Here is an 18,935-nt window from a genome sequence, read left to right on the forward strand (position 1 = left end):
TAATCCTTTAAATAACTGAGATGGTCGAATAACCACCTGGTTTTTTCGCCACATGCACTTGCGTGGCAACGCGTTCGGTCATTTCTGATACGTGCGAAATAACCCCTACTTTGCGGCCTTGTGCTTGTAGTGAATCAAGAGCATCCATCGCGATGCTTAACGTTTCACTGTCCAACGTACCAAACCCTTCATCGATAAACAAAGAGTTTATTTGCACTTTATTCGACGATAACGAAGCAAGCCCAAGCGCCAGTGCTAACGACACTAAAAATGACTCACCGCCCGATAATGTATTAACAGAGCGCTGCTCATCGGTCATGTCTTTATCGATAATTGCGATATCGAGCGTTTGCCCTATGGCTGTTAATTTGTAGCGTTTATTTAGTGTCTGTAAGTGACTATTCGCGTAGTGCAGCAGTATTTTTAAGGTTTGCGTTTGCGCTAAATTACACATGGTTTTGCCGCTGGCATCCCCTAAGACCTTATTGAGTAAATGCCAGTGCTCATAGCTTTTTTGCTGCTCAACCAATTGCTTTTGTTTATCAGCCAGCGCTTCGCTATTTTGTTGATGGGTTTTAAGCTCAGTCGCAACTTGCAATAATGCGTTATTTTCTTGTACTTGTTGCTCTGTGGCTTTATTAAGCTGTAATTGCAGCTCATCTTCACCGAGAGCTGGCTTGTCTTTTTGATGCTGAGCCAATGCCTGTTGTCGTTGTTTTAAAAGAGCCTCTGCGTCTTTTAAGCTACTTTCGCTGGTGTGGAAATCTGCCAGAGTTTGTTTGATTTCAGCGGGGTTTATCGTTAATAGCTGACTAACAACTTGCTCATCCAAGCTTGGGTGCTGCGATTTAAAATCATTAAACCACAGACTAAAACGCTCATTTAGCGCAGCTTGCTCTGCGGTGAGTTCTTTTTCACGCTCGTCAAAATTGGCGATTTGAATGGCTTGTTCGTCACGCGCTTTTATCGCGTTACTATGGGTTGCTTGGGCAAGTTGCAGTGCCTGCTGCGCTGAATCTATCGCCTTTTCAAGCTCTGCTATAAACTCATCTACCGATATCGCCGCGTTACTAAATAAGCCCTCGCGCTTTGATTGTATCTGCGTTAATTCGGTTTGAGTTTGGCTTAGTTGCTCGTTGCACTGAGTTAAAGAGGCATGTGCTTCGTTAAGTTGCGGCGTTACATGCGCAAGGTGCTGCTCAATGGCTTTTAAGTTCGTTTTAAGCTCATCCGCCGTTTGCAGCGAAGCTTGATAAGCCTCAACATGCTCTGCAATAACCTCTAAAGAAACGCTTTGTGTATTGAGTGCCTGCCACCAAGGTGCACTGGTGAACTGTTGATTCAGGGTCGTATAAAGCTGCTGATGCTCATCATTGAGCTCATTTAAACGAGTTTGCAGATTATTTAGCTGTTGCTGTAATTCGTTTAACTGCTGCTCTTTGCCATGTAGCGCTTGCCCTTGCTGATTATACTCAGCTTGCTTAGCCGCAAGCGTGTTTTGCAGCTGTTGTTGCTGTTCAAGGGTTTTGTAGTATTGCTGTTTTTGCAAGCTGAGCTGTTGTTGACGCTCGTTTAACTGATCTTCGGTTAAATCATTTAGCTCAGTACGATTAGCCGCCATGGTTTCTTTGAGGTTCTGTTGTTGAGCGCTCAGTTCCGAGATTTGCCCGCTTAACGAGCTTATCTGTTGGCTGCATGCCGACAGCTCATTACTTTTAGCTTGCTGTAATGCTTGCTGAGCTTTTAAGTGCTGTTTGGCGTTAGTTAGTTGGTTGGTAAAGTCGTTAATAAGTTGACTAAATTGCTCGTTTACCATTTCTTCATGCATAAACGGGTGCTCTTTTGAGCCACATACAGCACAAGGCTCCCCAGCCTTTAAAGTGGCGCGTAACTGGCTGACCCCTTCACTGGCTCTTAACTGCACTTGTTGTAAGTTTTGCTCACAAAACGAAACCTGCTGCTGTGCTTGCTCTGCCCCTTGCTGCGCATCTTTTAATGCTGTTTGTAGTTGCTGCTCAGTTTGGTTTAATGTGTTTAACTGGGTTTGCCAACTTTTTAACTGCTGATGATTAGTTTGCCATACTTGGCGCTTTTCAATCAGGTGTTTAATCGCCTCAAGCCTAGCGTCGATATCTGCCATTGATTGGGTGTTTAAACTCGATTTAAAGGCAGTATCTTGCTCATTTAGGCGCTTAATTTCTTGCTCAAGGGCTTGGTATTGAGTTTTACACTGTTGCGCAGCTGTTTGCTGCTCATCAATTTTAGGTTGAAGAGCTTTTACGTTTTGCTGTGATTGGCTAATTGTGTGCTGTTGCTGGCTAAAGCGGCTTAACTCACTTTTAAAGAATGACCAGTCTTTTGCTAATGGTTGCCATTGTGCATGTGTTTCTAAATAGCTATTTATTTGCGCTTGTTGATCGAGCTGTTTTTGCTGCTCTGCTTTATGGCTATTTAGTGTATTAGTCAGCTCTTGATGATGGTGCTTAGCTTTCTCTGCTTGTACTTTTTGCGCGGCTGTTTGCTGGTTTAATACAGCAAGTTGCTTATCTAACTCTCGGTAATTGGCTAATAATAGGCTGCGCGTCTTTTTGTGCTTGCTTTGCTTGGTTTAGTTGCGCGGTTTGCTTCTCAAGCGTTTGCTCAGCGTCTTTGATCACTGTTTTATGATCAACATTTAAAAGCTGCTCACGGTTTTTAATAAGTTGCCCATGTTGAGCAGCAATCGAAGTAACGCGCTCGCGGTTATCTTTTATTTCTAGGCATTGCTGGGCTTGTTTCGCTTCAGTGGCTTTTTCAGCAAGCGCGTGCATTTGTTGCTGTAATTCTTGCTTTGCTTGCTCTGCCTGGTTTAGCTGTTGTTGCTGCTGAGATGCTTGCTTGTACCACCCTTGGTACTGTTCAAATTGTTTTATTTGCTTTTGCAACTCAGCAAGTTTAGCTTCAAGCGCTTTTTGTTCTGCTTGTTTCGTTTCGACCTGTTCAGGGCTTAAAACCTGATAATTACTTAAACTTAACTTTAACTGCTCTAATGCTTGCAGCTGCTCACGATGGCGTTCAAAAATTCGCTGACCAATACGGCTAAATTTATCGGTGCCTGTTAAGCATTCAAGTAGTTGCGCACGCTCATCTCCGGTCGCTTTTAAAAATGCCGCAAATTCATGTTGCGCAAGAAGGACTGCTCGTGAGAACTGCTCAAAGCTCAAACCGATAATACGCTCGATTTCTTTACCTGCCGCGCTTCGATCGGCGATTAGGGTTTCATCGGGTAATGAGTGCAGGCTATGTTGTGCAGGTTGTAACTTGCCATCGGCTTTATTACGCGCTCGGCTAAAGCTTAACCTTGCTCGGTACTGTTGTTTATCTTGGCCAATAAAGTCGACTTCGGCATAGCCCTGCCCTGCCCCGCGGCGTAATAAGTTTCGCGAGTCATTGAGTTTGATATTGTCGCCGTTAAAGTCAATTTTATTGCCTGTATCGCCGCGTAACCTTGCTGTTTTGTTATAAAGTGCTAAGCAAATGGCATCGAGTAATGTGCTTTTACCGGCGCCGGTATCACCGGTGATAGCAAACAACCCTGCTTCTTTTAAAGGCGAAGCGCTAAAGTCGACTTCGGCGTCTAAGATAGAGGCTAGTTGGTGAACACGAATCGCTAAAATTTTCATAGTAGGTCCTCTGCATTCAATTCATCGATCACTTGGCTTAGTAAGCTTTCTAATTCTTTTGGCACCGCCTGCCCTGCCATATCTTTATTGTTTGCAAATGCTTGCTCTAAAAGTGAATGTGGATTTAGCGCTTCAATTTGCGAGACATCTTCAAATAGGGTTTGTTCATCGTCTTGCTGGTTGCTTTGCTGACGTACTCTTTCAATGCCACAAAACTTAACCTGCTTACCTTCAAGGGCTTGTTCTATTTGTTCTCTGAAAGTGGTGTCAGTGTCATGGGCGCTCAATTTAACCCGCAGATAGGGCGCTAAATCTTCATCTGTTAAATCGAGCTGTTTTATAAGCTCACAGAGTTCGTTCAGTGGCACACAGTCTTTTTCTGGTAGTAACATGACTTTACAGAAGCTAGGAATGTAAAGGGGGTTTACAGAAGTACCTGAGTCAGTAAGCTCGACTATTACAACTTGATGTTGGTAACGCCTTTCAGAAAATGACATCGGCATTGGCGTGCCACTGTAGCGAATGGTCTCTTTCTTCGCGACGCTTTGAGCCTTATGAAGATGCCCTAGTGCGACATAATCAGGTTGATCAGTAAATATGCTTGCCGATATCGCATCTTCACCACCAATCACTAAGTTACGTTCAGAATCAGATGAGATGTCTCCACCTTTTGCATGCAGGTGACCATAGCAATTAATGGCGCGCTTGGTAATTCGCTTGCTGTTTGTAATGCATCTTTGTAGGCAAGGGCAACGCCTTGATTGTATGTTAGCGGCTGCTCTTGTTGACGGTTATAACTGCTTAAATCACTACTTCGTAAAAACGGCATAGCAACAACATTCGCATCGCCGTTTTTTGTGCTGATTGGCAGTACTACTTCATGAGGAGCATTACTATCAAAGCGGCCAACAACATAGGTATCAAACTGAGCCAATAAAGGCTTTGCCGCCATAATGCGATTTGCTGAATCGTGGTTACCAGCAATAATCACTATGTGTAAGTCAGGGCAATGCTGCTTAGTGGTTTTAATAAATTGGTAGAGTTGGTTTTCTGCGCTGGCAGGAGGTGTTGCCGTATGATAAATGTCACCCGCAACCAGTAGTAAGTCAATCTTCTCTGACACAAGCGTATCGGTTAACCAAGCTAGAAATGCTTGATGCTCATCGAATCGGGAATGCTCGTAGAATTGTTGGCCTAAATGCCAATCAGATGTATGAAGGACTTTCATTAAACGCTCTTATTATTTATTAAGAGCGTCAATATACCTAAGCTGAGCCAAGATGCCCAGCCTGGTTTGTTAACTTAAGCTATACCAAGCAAAAACCACCATTGGCAAAGCTAACAATGCCATTATCATAGGTACTTTAAGCGCTTTAGTTTGCTTAGCTTGTAAAATCTTAAGGGCATTTGTTTCATTACATGCCGCTACTTTGTCGATATAAAAATACCCTGAATCTAGGTACTGTTTACAATTTTGTTCGTCCGCTGGAATTGCAATTAGTTCTTGTTGTTTTTTTAGGATATAGAAATCCATACGCTCACCGAATTCTATGCTGATTACCAAACATTTTGGGGTTAAAATGCATGCTGCGTAGACCCCAAAATCAAAAAAGTGGGCGATTTTAAATATAAATGGCAGTAAATTTCAATAGCAAATGCTACAAAAATTACTTAATTGCAAAAAATAATTATGGATAGGGTCAAAATAACCAATGAAGATGACCAAATTAGCCATTTGTTAGCTCTTTTAATCTCTGGTTTTGTTCGTGATAGGGCGTCTGACTCATCACATGCATTGATGACCTCAACAAACTTAAAACCACGTTCTTGGTACTCATTTAAGATTGATTCTTGCGCAGGAATGGCTGCTAAACGAGAGTCTTTTTTTACAATATAAAACTTCATCTAATCACCCTTTCATCATTAACTAGAATTTAAGTAGATTACCTTCTCTTTAACTGTAATGCTTTGGAATGAATTAGTGCTGAATTAAAATTAATCAGTTTTTGTAAACCCCCTTTACAAGATATTAATTAAAAAAAGCAACAATTAATCTTGATTAGTAATAACCGATGAATACTACCTGAAAAATACCGCAATTTATCGTGATAATGTTGCAACTTTGTTTTTAGTTTGCGATGTTACGGTTGCAAACTAATTACAGGATAAACAATGAAAAAAGCAGTTCTCAAATTGAGTGCTTTGGTATTGCCTTTAGCAGTATCTTCAGCTGTTATGGCGTCATCTGTTGAGCAAACTAAAGGCTCATTCGTTGACAAGTTCCGTCAGCTAGATGAAGCACTTCCAACTCCAAACGTATACCGTAGTGCGGCCGGTGAGCCTGCTGAAAATTACTGGCAACAGCAAGTAAACTACGACATCGATGTAAAGCTAGATGAAAAGAAACGTCGCTTAACAGCAAGCCAAACTATCGAATACAAAAATAACTCGCCGCACACCTTAAAGTATCTTTGGTTACAGCTAGACCAAAATATCTTTAAATCTGACTCAATTGCTGAAATGACATCTACTTTCAATGGTAAAACATTGCAAGGTGATCCTCAGCCAAAATCAACTAAATTGAGCTTAGGTCAGTTACGTCGTCAGCAATTTATGGCCGACAACGAGCTGGGTTATCAAATCGCCAATGTTAAAGACGAAGACGGAAAAGAGCTTAAAGTTACTGTAGTAGATACCTTAATGCGTATCGACTTAAACGAGCCGCTTAAACCGGGAAAAGACGTTGAGTTCAGCATGGACTTCGCCTTTAACATTGTTGAAGAAGACGCCGTTGGTGCACGTTCAGGTTATGAACACTTTGAAGAAGATGGTAACGATATCTTCTTATTAGCGCAATGGTTCCCTCGTCTTGCTGCATACACTGATTATGAAGCGTGGACTAACAAAGCTTTCTTAGGCAGCGGTGAGTTCACACTTGAGTTTGGTGATTACGATGTAGAAATTACAGTACCTGCTGACCATATCGTATCGGCAACGGGTCAGCTTGATAACCCAAGCAGCGTTCTGACTAGCACACAGCGTAAGCGTCTTGAACAAGCTGAAGATGCTAAGCGCCCTGTTTTCATCGTGACTGAAGAAGAAGCGTTAGAAAACGAAAAAGAAGGCACAAACAAAACGAAAACATGGCATTTTAAAGCTGAAAATGTACGTGACTTTGCGTGGGCTTCTTCACGTAAGTTTATGTGGGATGCAAAAGGCTATCATCAAGGCGGTAAAGATCAGCCGTTAGTAATGGCGATGTCTTTTTACCCTAAAGAAGGTGGTGACCTTTGGAAGAAGTATTCTACTGAGTCAGTAGTTCATACAATGGAAGTGTATTCACGCTTCTCGTTTGACTACCCTTACCCAGTTGCTCAATCTGTAAATGGCCCTGTAGGCGGTATGGAATACCCTATGATCACCTTCAATGACCGCGTACAGATCTACAAGAAGATGGAACTCGTACCTACTCCCAAGCAGAAAAACGCTTCTTGATCGGTGTGGTTATCCATGAAATTGGCCACATTTACTTTCCTATGATCGTCAATTCTGATGAACGTCAATGGACGTGGATGGATGAAGGCCTTAACAGCTTCTTAGATGGTGTTGCTGGTCGCGAATGGGACCACACTATTCCTTGGGGTGTTGAGCCTCGCGACATCGTTGAGTACATGAAGTCTGAAAACCAAGTGCCTGTTATGACACAGTCAGACAGCGTATTACGTTTAGGCCCTAATGCTTATACTAAGCCTGCTGCTGCACTTAACATTTTACGTGAAGTGATCCTTGGCCGTGAGCTATTCGACTTTGCATTCAAAGAATATGCACAGCGTTGGAAATACAAGCGCCCTACTCCTGCTGATTTCTTCCGCACTATGGAAGAAGCGTCAGGTGTTGACCTTGATTGGTTCTGGCGTGGTTGGTTCTACACCACAGATCACGTTGATATCTCGCTAGACAAGGTTTACCAACTTCGTTTAGATACCAAAAATCCTGATATCGACTTTAATCGTTTACGTGATATCGAAGCTGACAAGCCAATGCCGTTATTCGTAAAACGTAATAAAGAAGAAGGTAAAAAACTGTGGGTTGAAGAAAACCCAGATGTAACTGACTTCTACGACGAAAACGACCGTTTCACAGTAACTAACAAAGAGCGTAACGCGTATAACAAATTCCTTAAAGGATTAGAGCCTTGGGAGCGTAAAACGTTTGAGCGTGCAATCAAAGAAGATAAAAACTACTACGTACTTGAGTTCTCAAACTTAGGTGGTTTAGTCATGCCTATCTTATTAGAGCTTACTTATGAAGATGGTACGAAAGAAGAGCAGTACATTCCGGCTGAAATCTGGCGTCGTAACCACAAGCATGTACAAAAGCTAATTGTTACAGAAAAAGGTAAAAACCTAGTGTCTGTTACAGTGGACCCTCGCTGGGAAACAGCGGATGTTGATGTAGAAAACAATAACTACCCGCGTCGTATTATTCCATCACGTATTGAAGTGTACAAACGTGAGAAGAGTAAAGCGAAAGTCAGCCGCGATATCATGCAAGATATTAAAACTGAGCTGAAAAAAGACGACGAAAATGATGCCCAGGAGCAACAATAATGCGCTTTATAGCCATTATTTTTGCTTTATTACTGAGTGCGCCAACCATGGCGCACCAGTTAAAAGCGTCTGTGACTACCGTGTTATTTAACAAACGCACCAACAATATTGAGCTGATGCATCGTTTTTATTTACATGATACAGAGCACGCCGTTGAATATTTGTTTGACGGCAATGCTGATATTTTATCAAATAAAGAAGATCAGAAGCGTTTTGCTGATTATGTTGAGTCACATATTGCTCTACAAACTTTAGATGGCAAGCCGCTTGAGCTTAAAGATGTGGGTGCGCAAGTTGATGGTAAATTCTTTTGGGTTTACCAAGAAGTCATGATCCCTGAGGGAATTCATGGTATTCGAATGAGCAACGGAGCACTTCGCGACCTATGGCCAACACAAGTGAATATGGTAAATATTGAGGGTAAAGGTAAGGTAAAAACGCTGACCTTTAGCCAAGATGATACTTGGCTTGAGGCTAGATTTGAGCCGGTCAATCCAGAGTAATAGCAGTCCTAAAGGATTAAAAAAGTTACTTTTTTAATCCTTTGATCCTTTAATAAACCCATTTCGTAAACTATCTTATTAATGGGCATCAACATTTTCCCACTTCTCATATACAGGGATTTATATGACTATCCATGACAACAATATCCGTGGCGTAATTTTTGACTTAGATGGTACTTTGGTTTCATCGGAGTTGGATTTTTCACTGATCAAAGCACAGGTAGGCTGTCCGCTTGATAATGACTTACTTGCTTACATTGCTTCGTTACCTTCGCCTTACATGCGTGAAGAAGCGATGAATATTGTTCATCAGCATGAACTTATTGATGCGCAGCATGCGCATTTATTGCCAGGCGTTGCTGAGGCAATTAAGAGGCTGAAAGAAAATAACATCCCGATGGCGATTGTGACTCGCAACTACGACCGTGCAGCTGCCATTAAATTAAAGAATAACCCCTTACCAATAGAAACCGTGTTGACTCGCTCTGATGCGCCTGCTAAGCCTGATCCAAGTGCTTTAAATGCGATTGCGACATTATGGGAGCTTGATCAGTCTGAGTTACTGTATGTCGGCGATTACTTATTTGATATACAAGCAGCTCACAATGCCAACATGCGTGCTTGCTTGTACGCGCCAGATGAAATTCCTGAGTATGCAAATCAGGCCGATTATGTAATGCATCATTTTTCAGAACTACCTACTTTGGTTGACTCATTCCAAGAAAATAAAGTGTTATGTTAAATAGCTTTGTTTTTTATTTTTCCTGAGATTTATTGTTAGTTTTTTATTTTTCAAAATGCCCTAGTACTAGCCCAAGCTGTCATGAGTTGCTAAAATATCGGCAATTATCAAATGTATTCATAGAGGCATAAGATGGGCAGAGCATTTGAAGTCCGCAAAAACGCCATGGCTAAAACAGCCAATGCAAAAACTAAAGTAAATTCTAAGTATGGTAAAGAAATCTACGTTGTTGCTAAAAATGGCGAACCAGATCCAGAAGTAAACCAAGCGCTAAAACGTATTATTGAGCGTGCAAAAAAAGACCAAGTTCCAGCACACGTAATCGACAATGCGATTAAAAAAGCAGCCGGTGGAGCAGGGGAAGACTACTCTCCAGCACGTTACGAAGGCTATGACCGGGTAACTGTATGGTTATTGTGGACTGTTTAACTGATAACCCTAACCGTACTATTAAAGATGTACGTTTACCGTTCACTAAAACAGATTCAAAAATTGGCACACCGGGTTGTGTAGCGCATATGTTCGACCACTTAGCTGTTTTAGGCTTTGAAGGCGATGACGACGAAGTTGTACTTGAAGCGCTAATGATGGCTGATGTAGACGTAACAGATGTAGAAGTAGAAGACGGCAAAGTATCTGTATTCGCTCCACATACTGAGTACTACAAAGCAAAAACAGCTCTTGAAGAAGCATTTGAAGGTATCAACTTTGAAGTAGACGAAATCACGTTTGTTCCACAAGTTCATACTGACATCACTGATCCAGATGATATCGCAAACTTTGAAAAGTTTATTTCTATGCTTGATGACTGTGATGACGTGCAAAACGTTTATCACAATGCGATTGTTAAAAACTAATTTTTAAAAAATTAGTACGTATTAGTACGTAAAAAGGGGCATTTGGTAACAAATGCCCCTTTTTTAATAGATTTTCATTATGCCATGAATGGTGGCTATTCACTGTCGTTATGAGTTTATACCAATACGCTTAATTTAGTGGTCTATTTTGAGGCAATAAAACCTCGTTGATAACAAGGCAAAAGTTTCGTTATTTAGTTGTTCTAAATCAGAAATTTTTAACGCAGGTAGCGACAGGTTTAATCCCTCAAAATAATTAAGTATTATTGCGGATTGGTATCAGTTGATATTAGCAAAAAAAAGCAGCCCTTGGGCTGCTATGAACGACACATGAAACTCGAAGGGGAGTTGTGTAGTGGCTAATTTAACGATTTATACTTTATACGGAACGCATGCAATAATGGTTCAGTATAGCCACTAGGTTGTTTAACTCCCTCTAATACAAGGGCTAAAGCTGCTTGATAAGCAACACTTTGTGCTAAAGTTTCGGCTGAATCAGCCATATTATTGTAGGCCGGATCACCTTCATTTTGACCATCAACAACTTTCGCCATACGTGCCATGGTTTTTCTAATTTGCTCTTCAGAACAAACGCCATGATACAGCCAGTTGGCCATGTGCTGGCTTGAAATACGCAGTGTGGCACGGTCTTCCATTAAACCGACATGGTTGATGTCTGGTACTTTTGAGCAACCAATACCTTGGTCAATCCAACGCACAACATAACCTAAAATACCCTGAGCGTTGTTATCAAGTTCGGCTTGAATATCTTCTTTGCTTAAGCTGCTGGCATCTTTCATAAGCGGTGGAGTGAGTAAGCTAGTAAGGCTTGCTTCTTTGCGGTCCATAAGCGCTTTTTGGCAGGCAAATACATCAATATCGTGATAATGCATTGCATGTAGGGTTGCAGCAGTAGGAGAGGGCACCCAAGCGGTATTTGCACCACTTTTCGGGTGACCACTTTTTTGTTCCATCATTAACGCCATTTTATCTGGCATTGGCCACATACCCTTACCAATCTGTGCTTTACCACTAAGGCCAGTTGCAAGACCAATATCTACGTTGCGATCTTCGTATGCGCTGATCCAAGGTTCAAGCTTAATAGCGCCTTTTGGCAGTACTACACCTGCTTGCATTGAAGTATGAATTTCGTCACCAGTGCGGTCTAAGAAGCCGGTATTGATGAATACAACACGCTTTTTAGCTTCGAAAATACAGGCTTTTAAGTTAGCTGAAGTACGACGCTCTTCATCCATAATACCCATTTTAATGGTGTTTGCAGGCAAGCCTAACAGCTGCTCAACGCGGGTAAACAGGGTATTAGTGAAGGCAACTTCTTCTGGACCATGCATTTTTGGCTTAACAATATTAATACTATTAGCCGTTGAATTTTTAAGGCTACCTGTAGCTTTTAAGTCATGAAGTGCAGCGGTGCTAGTGATAATGGCATCCATAATGCCTTCAAACACGTCATTGCCCTCACTATCTTGGATAGCTGGATTAGTCATTAAGTGGCCAACATTACGCACAAACATCATGCTACGACCTTTTAGCGTGATTGTTTCGCCATTTACACCTTGATATTGGCGATCTTCTGCTAAACGGCGTTCAATGGTTTTACCTTCTTTGTTAAATGCTTCTACTAGGTTTCCTTGCATTAAACCAAGCCAGTTTTGATAGACGTTTACTTTGTCTTCGGCATCAACGGCAGCAACGGAATCTTCACAGTCCATAATCGTTGTAAGGGCTGCTTCTAGTAGTACATCTTTAAGGCCTGCTTTATCTGCTTGGCCTATTGGGTGATGATGGTCTATTTGTAGCTCAATATGTAAGCCATTATTTTTCAATAAGATAGCGCTTGGATTTTGCGCTTCACCTTGGTAACCAATAAGTTGTTCAGGGTTTGCTAGGCGAACCTGACTACTATCACGTAATGTGATTAAAAGCTCATTATTAACCACTGCATAGCTGGTGCTTTCGATGTGTGAGCCGTTTGCTAAAGGCAGTGCTTTATCAAGGAACTGGCGGGCATAAGCCATGACTTTAAAGCCACGCACAGGGTTGTATGTAGAGCCTTTCTCAGCGCCGTCGTCTTCACTTAATACATCTGTGCCGTATAGCGCATCATACAGTGAGCCCCAGCGCGCATTTGCGGCGTTTAAGGCAAAGCGTGCATTACTCACTGGCACAACAAGCTGTGGCCCAGCTGTGTTTGCGATTTCAGGCTCTACTTGCTCTGTTTCTATGCTGAAACTAGCTGGCTCAGGAACAAGGTAGCCAATGTCTTCAAGGAATGCTTGATAGTTAGCAGCATCCCATACCGGCTGCTGCTTATGGTAGTCATCAATCTTAGCTTGTAGTTGTTCGCGTTTTTCTAAAAGCGCACGATTGATTGGCGTTAGTTCATTGACGATATCAGCAAAACCTTGCCAAAAAGTGTCTGTGCTAATGCCTGTTCCTGGTAAAAGTTGCTGTTCAACAAACTGTGCAAGTTGTTGATCAACGCTTAAACCGTTAAGTGAGAGAGTGGTCATAATAATGTCCTTTAAACGAGCTTAAATTGATCATTCATGGTTCAACCATATCGTAAAAAAGGCTAATAAGCAGGCTATTTACCATTCACTAAAAATATAGTGGTAATAACAACTATAAATTTACTAAATTCCAAAAATCCGCCTAATGTTGAATTAAGCGTTACGAAGCAAACGCCAAGTAGCCACTCTCACTAACAAAAAATAGATAACCCGTTCGAAGGATTTTTATTATGACAACATATCAACGCGAAACCGATAACTTAGCTACTTTATGTCAATCACAAGGCAAAACGTGGCAGTCAATCAACCCAGAATACGCAAGCCGTATGCGTTTACAAAACCGTTTTCGTACGGGTCTAGACATTGCTCAATATACTGCAGACATTATGCGTGCAGACATGGCTGCTTATGATGCTGACCACAGCCAATACACACAATCATTAGGTTGTTGGCATGGTTTTACTGCACAGCAAATGATGATGGCAATTAAACGTCATAACAAAACAACTAAACGCAGCTATGTATACCTAAGTGGCTGGATGGTTGCGGCACTTCGCTCTGAGTTTGGTCCATTACCTGACCAAAGTATGCATGAAAAAACATCTGTTCCAGCGCTAATCGAAGAAATCTACACTTTCTTAAAGCAAGCTGATGCACGTGAGCTTGACCACCTTTACAAAGACCTAGACGAAGCGAAAGCAAACGGCGGTGACGTTCAAGCAGTGCTAAATAAAATCGATAACTTCGAAAGCCATGTTGTGCCAATTATTGCTGATATCGATGCGGGTTTCGGTAACGAAGAAGCAACTTACCTACTTGCTAAAAAGATGATTGAAGCGGGTGCATGTGCTATCCAAATCGAGAACCAAGTATCTGACGCAAAACAATGTGGTCACCAAGCTGGTAAAGTAACTGTACCGCATGAAGATTTCCTAGCAAAAATTAACGCGGTTCGTTACGCATTCTTAGAGCTTGGCATTGATAACGGTATTATCGTTGCTCGTACTGACTCATTAGGTGCAAGCCTTACTCAAAAAGTGCCAGTATCTAAAACTCCTGGCGACCTTGCTAGCCAATACACGTCGTTCCTTGAAACAACACCAGTAAACAGTGTGGATGACTTAAACGAAGGCGACACTGCAATGAAGCTGAATGGTCAGCTTTGCAAACCAACACGTTTAGATAATGGTTTATACCAGTTCCGTGAAGGTACAGAGAAAGACCGCGTAGTTCTTGATTGTGTAACTAGCTTACAATCTGGCGCAGACTTACTGTGGATTGAAACAGAAAAGCCAAACGTTAAACAAATCGCTGAGCTTGTTAACCGCGTTAAAGAGCAAGTACCCAATGCTAAGCTGGTATACAACAACTCACCATCGTTCAACTGGACACTTAAATTCCGTGAGCAAGTTTATGCTGAATGGCAAGAACAAGGTAAAGACCTATCTGCTTACCCAAGCATTGATGACAATAAGGCATTAATGGCGCCAGAAATGGATGACACAGAGCTTGCTGCGGCAGCAGACGTACTTGTACAAAACTTCCAAAAAGATGGTGCACGTGAAGCGGGTATCTTCCATCACCTAATCACGCTACCAACTTACCATACAGCGGCGCTAAGCACTGATATTCTATCAGAAGGCTATTTCGGCGACCTAGGAATGCTGGCGTATGTTCGCGACGTACAACGTCAAGAAATCCGCCGTGAGCAAGCATCAGTGAAACACCAAGACCTAGCAGGTTCAAACATTGGTGATACTCATAAAGAGTACTTTTCTGGTGATAATGCGCTTAAAGCCGGTGGTGAAGCAAATACCATGAACCAGTTCTAACCAAGTTGTAATTTCCTTTATAGCTATTCAATAATGTTGTTAGGGCCTTCGGGCCCTTTTTCATTTGAAGCTGCTAGCTTTCAGCCGTCAGCCATCAGACTCGCACCTCGTATCTCGTATCTCGTAGTTCGGATCACTCTTTAACCAAGTCTTGGATCAGCCATTTACTAGCTTTATAAAAATACAGATCACGCATTTACCAGCGTTAGAATTTTAGATCAGTATTTAACTACCTCCGCCGTATAAGTCTTAATTTAGGGCCTATTGCCTTATTACAGCCTATAGAATGGTTAAAATTGGCTCATATAAATGGCAATTTAATGTTGTTTTGTAGAATCTTGTGATTTACAAACCGATTTTTTATTAACTCACTCAAGCCATAAACCGATTTTTTACCAACTCAACACCCTTACAAACCAAAATTTTACTAACTGAAGCTAGGTTTTTAGCGGCGCAAACCGGTTTTTTACTAACTCAAGTTACTGATTTTGGCTATAAACCGATTTTTTACTAACTGCTTTTGGATTAATGTCCGATATTTGAGAGGTGTATGTAAGGAGTTACTCACATTTTGACTGTAAAGGGGGTTTACAGAAAAGAGAGCTGTCAGCTTTCAGCCGTCAGCTATCAGATTGAAATTCAAAAGTTAGAAAATAGCAGCGGGTTTATCCCGCGTTATGGTTTATATATGGCGCGGCATAAAGCCGCACCTAAACTATTGCTCGCAACCCGCAACTACTTACTATGTTTATCAAACCACCATTGAATATAGGCGACTTTGGTCATCAGGTTTGATGGGCGCGCGGTAATACCATGTGAGGCATTAGGAATACGCACCATCGCTGTATCAACGCCTTGAAGCTTTAACGCTTGGTAAAATTGCTCGGTTTCAGAAATCGGCGTGCGATAGTCTGATTCACCAGTTAACAGCATAGTGGGTGTTTTTACATTGCCCACATAGCTAATTGGAGAGCGCTTCATATAATGCTCAATATTGTCCCATGGTTTACCTGGGAACCAATAGTCAGCAAAGAAAGGGTAGAAATCAGCAGTTAGTACAAAGCTGATCCAATTGATTACAGGTTTAGCAACAACAGCGGCTGCAAAGCGGTCTGTATGACCTACAATCCATGCAGTTAAAACACCGCCACCTGAACCGCCGGTGACAAACAACTTACTCTCATCAATAAAGCCCTTATTGATGACAGCATCAACACCTGTCATCAAGTCATCAAAGTCATTACTTGGGTAGTTATGATGAATTGTTTGCGCAAACTCTTTACCGTATGAGTCACTGCCGCGTGGGTTCATATACAGTACAACATTACCTTTGGCTGCGTATAATTGTACTTCAGGGCTAAAGTGAGGGCCGTAGTTTGCAACAGGACCGCCGTGGATCTCTAAAACAAGTGGATACTTTTTGTTTTTATCAAAGCCCGGCGGGTAAGCAATCCAACCTTGAATAGCCAAGCCATCGTGGCTTGATTTAACCCAAATTTCTTCAACCTTAGCCAGCTCTTTGTCGCCCAGCGCATCTTCGTTTAATTGCGTTAAACGTGCGGTTTTACCACGCTTAATTAATGCTACATCAGCTGGACGCTGGGTATCTGCAAGTGTGAATGCAACTTCACCATCTTCGCTCACATCAAAGTCACCACCTGAATATGGGCGACCAAAGGCGACACTACCAATCTCTGAGGTAATCACCTTATGTTTACCACTACGCGGCTGGTAAGCTAGGTGAGTTTTACCTTCACTATCGTAGCTAAAATAAAGACCTCTGCCGCTATCATCCCATTTAATGCTTTCGACACTACGGTCTAAATCAGCAGTGAGTACTGAGGTTTTGCCTGATTTTAAATCAAGTAAATAAATGTCGTTATTTTCATAGTTAGTTTTTTTGTCGTCGTAGCCTGTGTATGCAAGGTAACGACCATTTGGCGAGACTTTAGGGCGTGAATCTGGGCCTTTACGGTCTGTTATTTGGGTAATTGAACGATCCGCTAAGCTAAGTTTATAGATTTCAGATTCAGTTGGGTGTAATTCATTGTCTTCATAGCGATTAGCCGAAAAATAAAACGCATCGCCTTGTTCGTTAAAGCTAATAGCACCACCATGATCAAAATCACCAGAACTTAATTGACGTGCATTGCCGCCCGTTGCACTGATGATAAAAAAGTGACGATAACCTTTTTCAGAGTAGCCACCGCCATCGGCACGGTAATAGGTATCGTCAATATATTTAGCTGGCTCTGCCCACTTAGCGCCTTCAGGCTTGCCCGGTAAAGACACTGGGCTTGCTGATTTTGCTGGCACAAACTGGCTAAACACCAATTGTTTGCCATCTGGCGTCCAAGTTAATCCGCCAGGGCTTTGCGTTAGGTTACTAATTTTTGCTACGTTACCGGTTTTTAACCATTTTACATAGATTTGGCTGCTACCATCTCGGGTAGAAATAAACGCTAAACGAGTTTCATCTGGTGACAATACCGGAGAGTAATCCATATGCACGCCAGACGTTAGCGGTAGCATGGTTTTACCATCTGGGTTTACTGACCAAATATTACTGACTTTACGGTCGCTTTTAATATCCATGCGATTACGCACAAAGTAAATTGTATCGCCATTTTTTGTCATTTCTATTTGGTTGGCGTATTCAAGATCAAAAACATTTTCAAGTTGAAAGGTATTGCTAGCTCCTGCATGGCTGTAAAAGCTGGCTGCTGCAAGCAGTGCTAAAGACGTTTTAAACTTCATTTTATTTCCTTGTTAGTGAGCAGAAATTAGGGCGTGTTAACCTGTTATAAAGTAACAACCATCAGAAATATAGTCCATTGCGATGAATGGAGAAATCAATAGACAGATGGTCATTTCCCTTTTATGTTGAGTACAGACACTTTTAAACGTAAGGAGCACACAATGATAGGTTACATCATGTTAGGCACTAACAACCTAGCTAAAGCAGTAAAGTATTACGATGAATTGTTCGCCACTCTAAGCGCCGAGCGCTTTTTAGAAACTGACCGCTTTGTGGCATGGAGCACAGGCCAAGATAAGCCCGGTTTTGCGGTTACCAAACCTTATAACGATGAAAAAGCCACAGTAGGTAACGGCACTATGATTGCTCTGGCAGTCGACACCCCAGCCCAAGTAGATGCCTTTTATAAAAAAGCCATAGAACTAGGTGGCACAGATGAAGGTGCCCCCGGCCCACGCGAAATGCCCGGCTTTTATGCGGGATACTTTAGAGACTTAGACGGTAACAAACTTAATGTGTTTTGTTTTACGCATGGGTGAGGGGAGTGAGCGAGGGAAAGTGAGCTGTAAACTTTCAGCCGTCAGCTATCAGATTGAAAGTTAACAGGCGCTAGGCTCTAGGAAACAGGGCCTAGCTTATGTAGCTTTATGCCGCGTAACTCTTAACTCTTCTTTGCGCTATGCTCACATGGCACGCCAGTAACATCGCATACCTACCGGCTCTTCGCGCGAAATAAATTTCACGCCTACAAGAAAATTGTAGGGTAATCTTAAGCTGTGATTAGGAAGTTGTTGTTCGGCGCTAAAGCACCTCCTACCTCACATCTCGGTCCTCGCATTTCGCACCTCGAATCTCATACTTCGCATCTCGAATCTCGTACTTCGCACCTTAAAAACACACATCACAATACGGTTGTATTTATTTTAGGAAATAGTTGTCTTTTTCACTATTTATTGGTGGAAATATCAACTATGCTTTTGCGTGAATAATCCATTTTATTGATTTATATGAGGTTATATTGTTGGTTCGATAATTGCTCCAGTCTTTTTACCAACACTTTTAAAGGAAATAAAAATGAAAAATACACTAACGCTTACCCTTCTTGCTGTACTGCTTTTGGTTCTGTATTCACAGTTCACAGAATTAGCCTATAAATTTGGTTTTGCTGAGCTCAAACTAAATGCGGTTTTGGAAAACAGTGAACATATGAAAGTAAAGTGTGATGCATACTCACTAGGCTTTTTTGATGAAATAAAACTTCAAAATAAATTTCAAAAATGCATCAATGATTATGAAGCCAAAGGCTACGAAATCGTGAGCAGAACAGACCAATAATCGTTTCGAGTAAGCGCCATGCTCGCATGGCGCGCCGCTGCACCGCACAACTGCCAGCGCTTCGCGCGAAATAAATTTCACGCCTACAAAAACTGATGGCTG

Annotated in this window: 10 protein-coding genes and 4 pseudogenes; 7 read left to right on the top strand and 7 right to left on the bottom strand. The window is 41.9% G+C overall.

Features of this window, described 5'->3' with window-relative positions; genetic code table 11:
* Window positions 1–7 precede the first annotated feature (7 nt).
* The 5 genes and pseudogenes from ACRWSG_RS17810 to ACRWSG_RS17830 form a co-directional block, all read right to left on the bottom strand.
* A pseudogene (locus tag ACRWSG_RS17810) lies at window positions 8–1,072 on the bottom strand (SbcC/MukB-like Walker B domain-containing protein); the annotation flags it as partial.
* A 1,471-nt stretch (window positions 1,073–2,543) separates the two neighbouring features.
* A complete protein-coding gene (locus ACRWSG_RS17815) occupies window positions 2,544–3,662 on the bottom strand; it encodes an AAA family ATPase (RefSeq protein ID WP_462167062.1) in 1,119 nt (372 codons plus the stop codon).
* A pseudogene (locus tag ACRWSG_RS17820) lies at window positions 3,659–4,890 on the bottom strand (exonuclease SbcCD subunit D C-terminal domain-containing protein). Before ACRWSG_RS17820 ends, ACRWSG_RS17815 begins: the two are co-directional and overlap by 4 nt.
* 69 nt (window positions 4,891–4,959) lie before the next feature.
* The gene (locus ACRWSG_RS17825; RefSeq protein WP_054553375.1) at window positions 4,960–5,196 is read right to left on the bottom strand and encodes a hypothetical protein; all 237 of its coding nucleotides are present in this window, start codon (window positions 5,194–5,196) and stop codon (window positions 4,960–4,962) included.
* A gap of 137 nt (window positions 5,197–5,333) precedes the next feature.
* Window positions 5,334–5,567, bottom strand: coding sequence for a hypothetical protein (locus ACRWSG_RS17830; RefSeq protein WP_054553376.1), 234 nt, complete (start codon window positions 5,565–5,567; stop codon window positions 5,334–5,336).
* A 267-nt stretch (window positions 5,568–5,834) separates the two neighbouring features.
* Here ACRWSG_RS17830 and ACRWSG_RS17835 point away from each other — a divergent pair.
* From ACRWSG_RS17835 to ACRWSG_RS17850, 4 genes and pseudogenes are all read left to right on the top strand, one after another.
* Window positions 5,835–8,272, top strand: a pseudogene (locus ACRWSG_RS17835) (M1 family metallopeptidase).
* Window positions 8,272–8,775, top strand: a complete 504-nt coding sequence (locus tag ACRWSG_RS17840) for a DUF6702 family protein (RefSeq protein WP_054553378.1) — start codon at window positions 8,272–8,274, stop codon at window positions 8,773–8,775. The pseudogene ACRWSG_RS17835 and the gene ACRWSG_RS17840 overlap by 1 nt, the downstream one beginning before the upstream one ends.
* Window positions 8,776–8,899: 124 nt before the next feature.
* Window positions 8,900–9,517, top strand: a complete 618-nt coding sequence (locus tag ACRWSG_RS17845) for an HAD family hydrolase (protein ID WP_166338222.1) — start codon at window positions 8,900–8,902, stop codon at window positions 9,515–9,517.
* Between the two features lie 132 nt (window positions 9,518–9,649).
* Window positions 9,650–10,374 (top strand): annotated as a pseudogene (locus ACRWSG_RS17850) (YebC/PmpR family DNA-binding transcriptional regulator).
* Window positions 10,375–10,733: 359 nt separating this feature from the next.
* Here the strand turns inward: ACRWSG_RS17850 and ACRWSG_RS17855 are convergent.
* The gene (locus tag ACRWSG_RS17855; RefSeq protein ID WP_206769704.1) at window positions 10,734–12,908 is read right to left on the bottom strand and encodes a malate synthase G; all 2,175 of its coding nucleotides are present in this window, start codon (window positions 12,906–12,908) and stop codon (window positions 10,734–10,736) included.
* 230 nt (window positions 12,909–13,138) lie between these two features.
* Here ACRWSG_RS17855 and ACRWSG_RS17860 point away from each other — a divergent pair, with 230 nt between their 5' ends.
* Window positions 13,139–14,740 (top strand): isocitrate lyase, encoded by a 1,602-nt coding sequence (locus ACRWSG_RS17860; RefSeq protein WP_199528852.1) that lies wholly within the window; start codon window positions 13,139–13,141, stop codon window positions 14,738–14,740.
* Between the two features lie 735 nt (window positions 14,741–15,475).
* Here the strand turns inward: ACRWSG_RS17860 and ACRWSG_RS17865 are convergent.
* Window positions 15,476–17,497, bottom strand: a complete 2,022-nt coding sequence (locus tag ACRWSG_RS17865) for a S9 family peptidase (RefSeq protein WP_294409372.1) — start codon at window positions 17,495–17,497, stop codon at window positions 15,476–15,478.
* 162 nt (window positions 17,498–17,659) lie between these two features.
* Between ACRWSG_RS17865 and ACRWSG_RS17870 the strand changes: the two genes are divergently transcribed.
* Window positions 17,660–18,037 carry a VOC family protein gene (locus tag ACRWSG_RS17870; RefSeq protein WP_138600122.1) on the top strand — a complete coding sequence of 126 codons (378 nt, stop codon included), beginning with the start codon at window positions 17,660–17,662 and terminating at the stop codon, window positions 18,035–18,037.
* A gap of 535 nt (window positions 18,038–18,572) precedes the next feature.
* The gene (locus tag ACRWSG_RS17875) at window positions 18,573–18,833 is read left to right on the top strand and encodes a hypothetical protein (protein ID WP_138600123.1); all 261 of its coding nucleotides are present in this window, start codon (window positions 18,573–18,575) and stop codon (window positions 18,831–18,833) included.
* The last annotated feature ends 102 nt before the right edge of the window (window positions 18,834–18,935 follow it).

The sequence above is a fragment of the Pseudoalteromonas sp. GB43 genome (genome assembly GCF_054923805.1).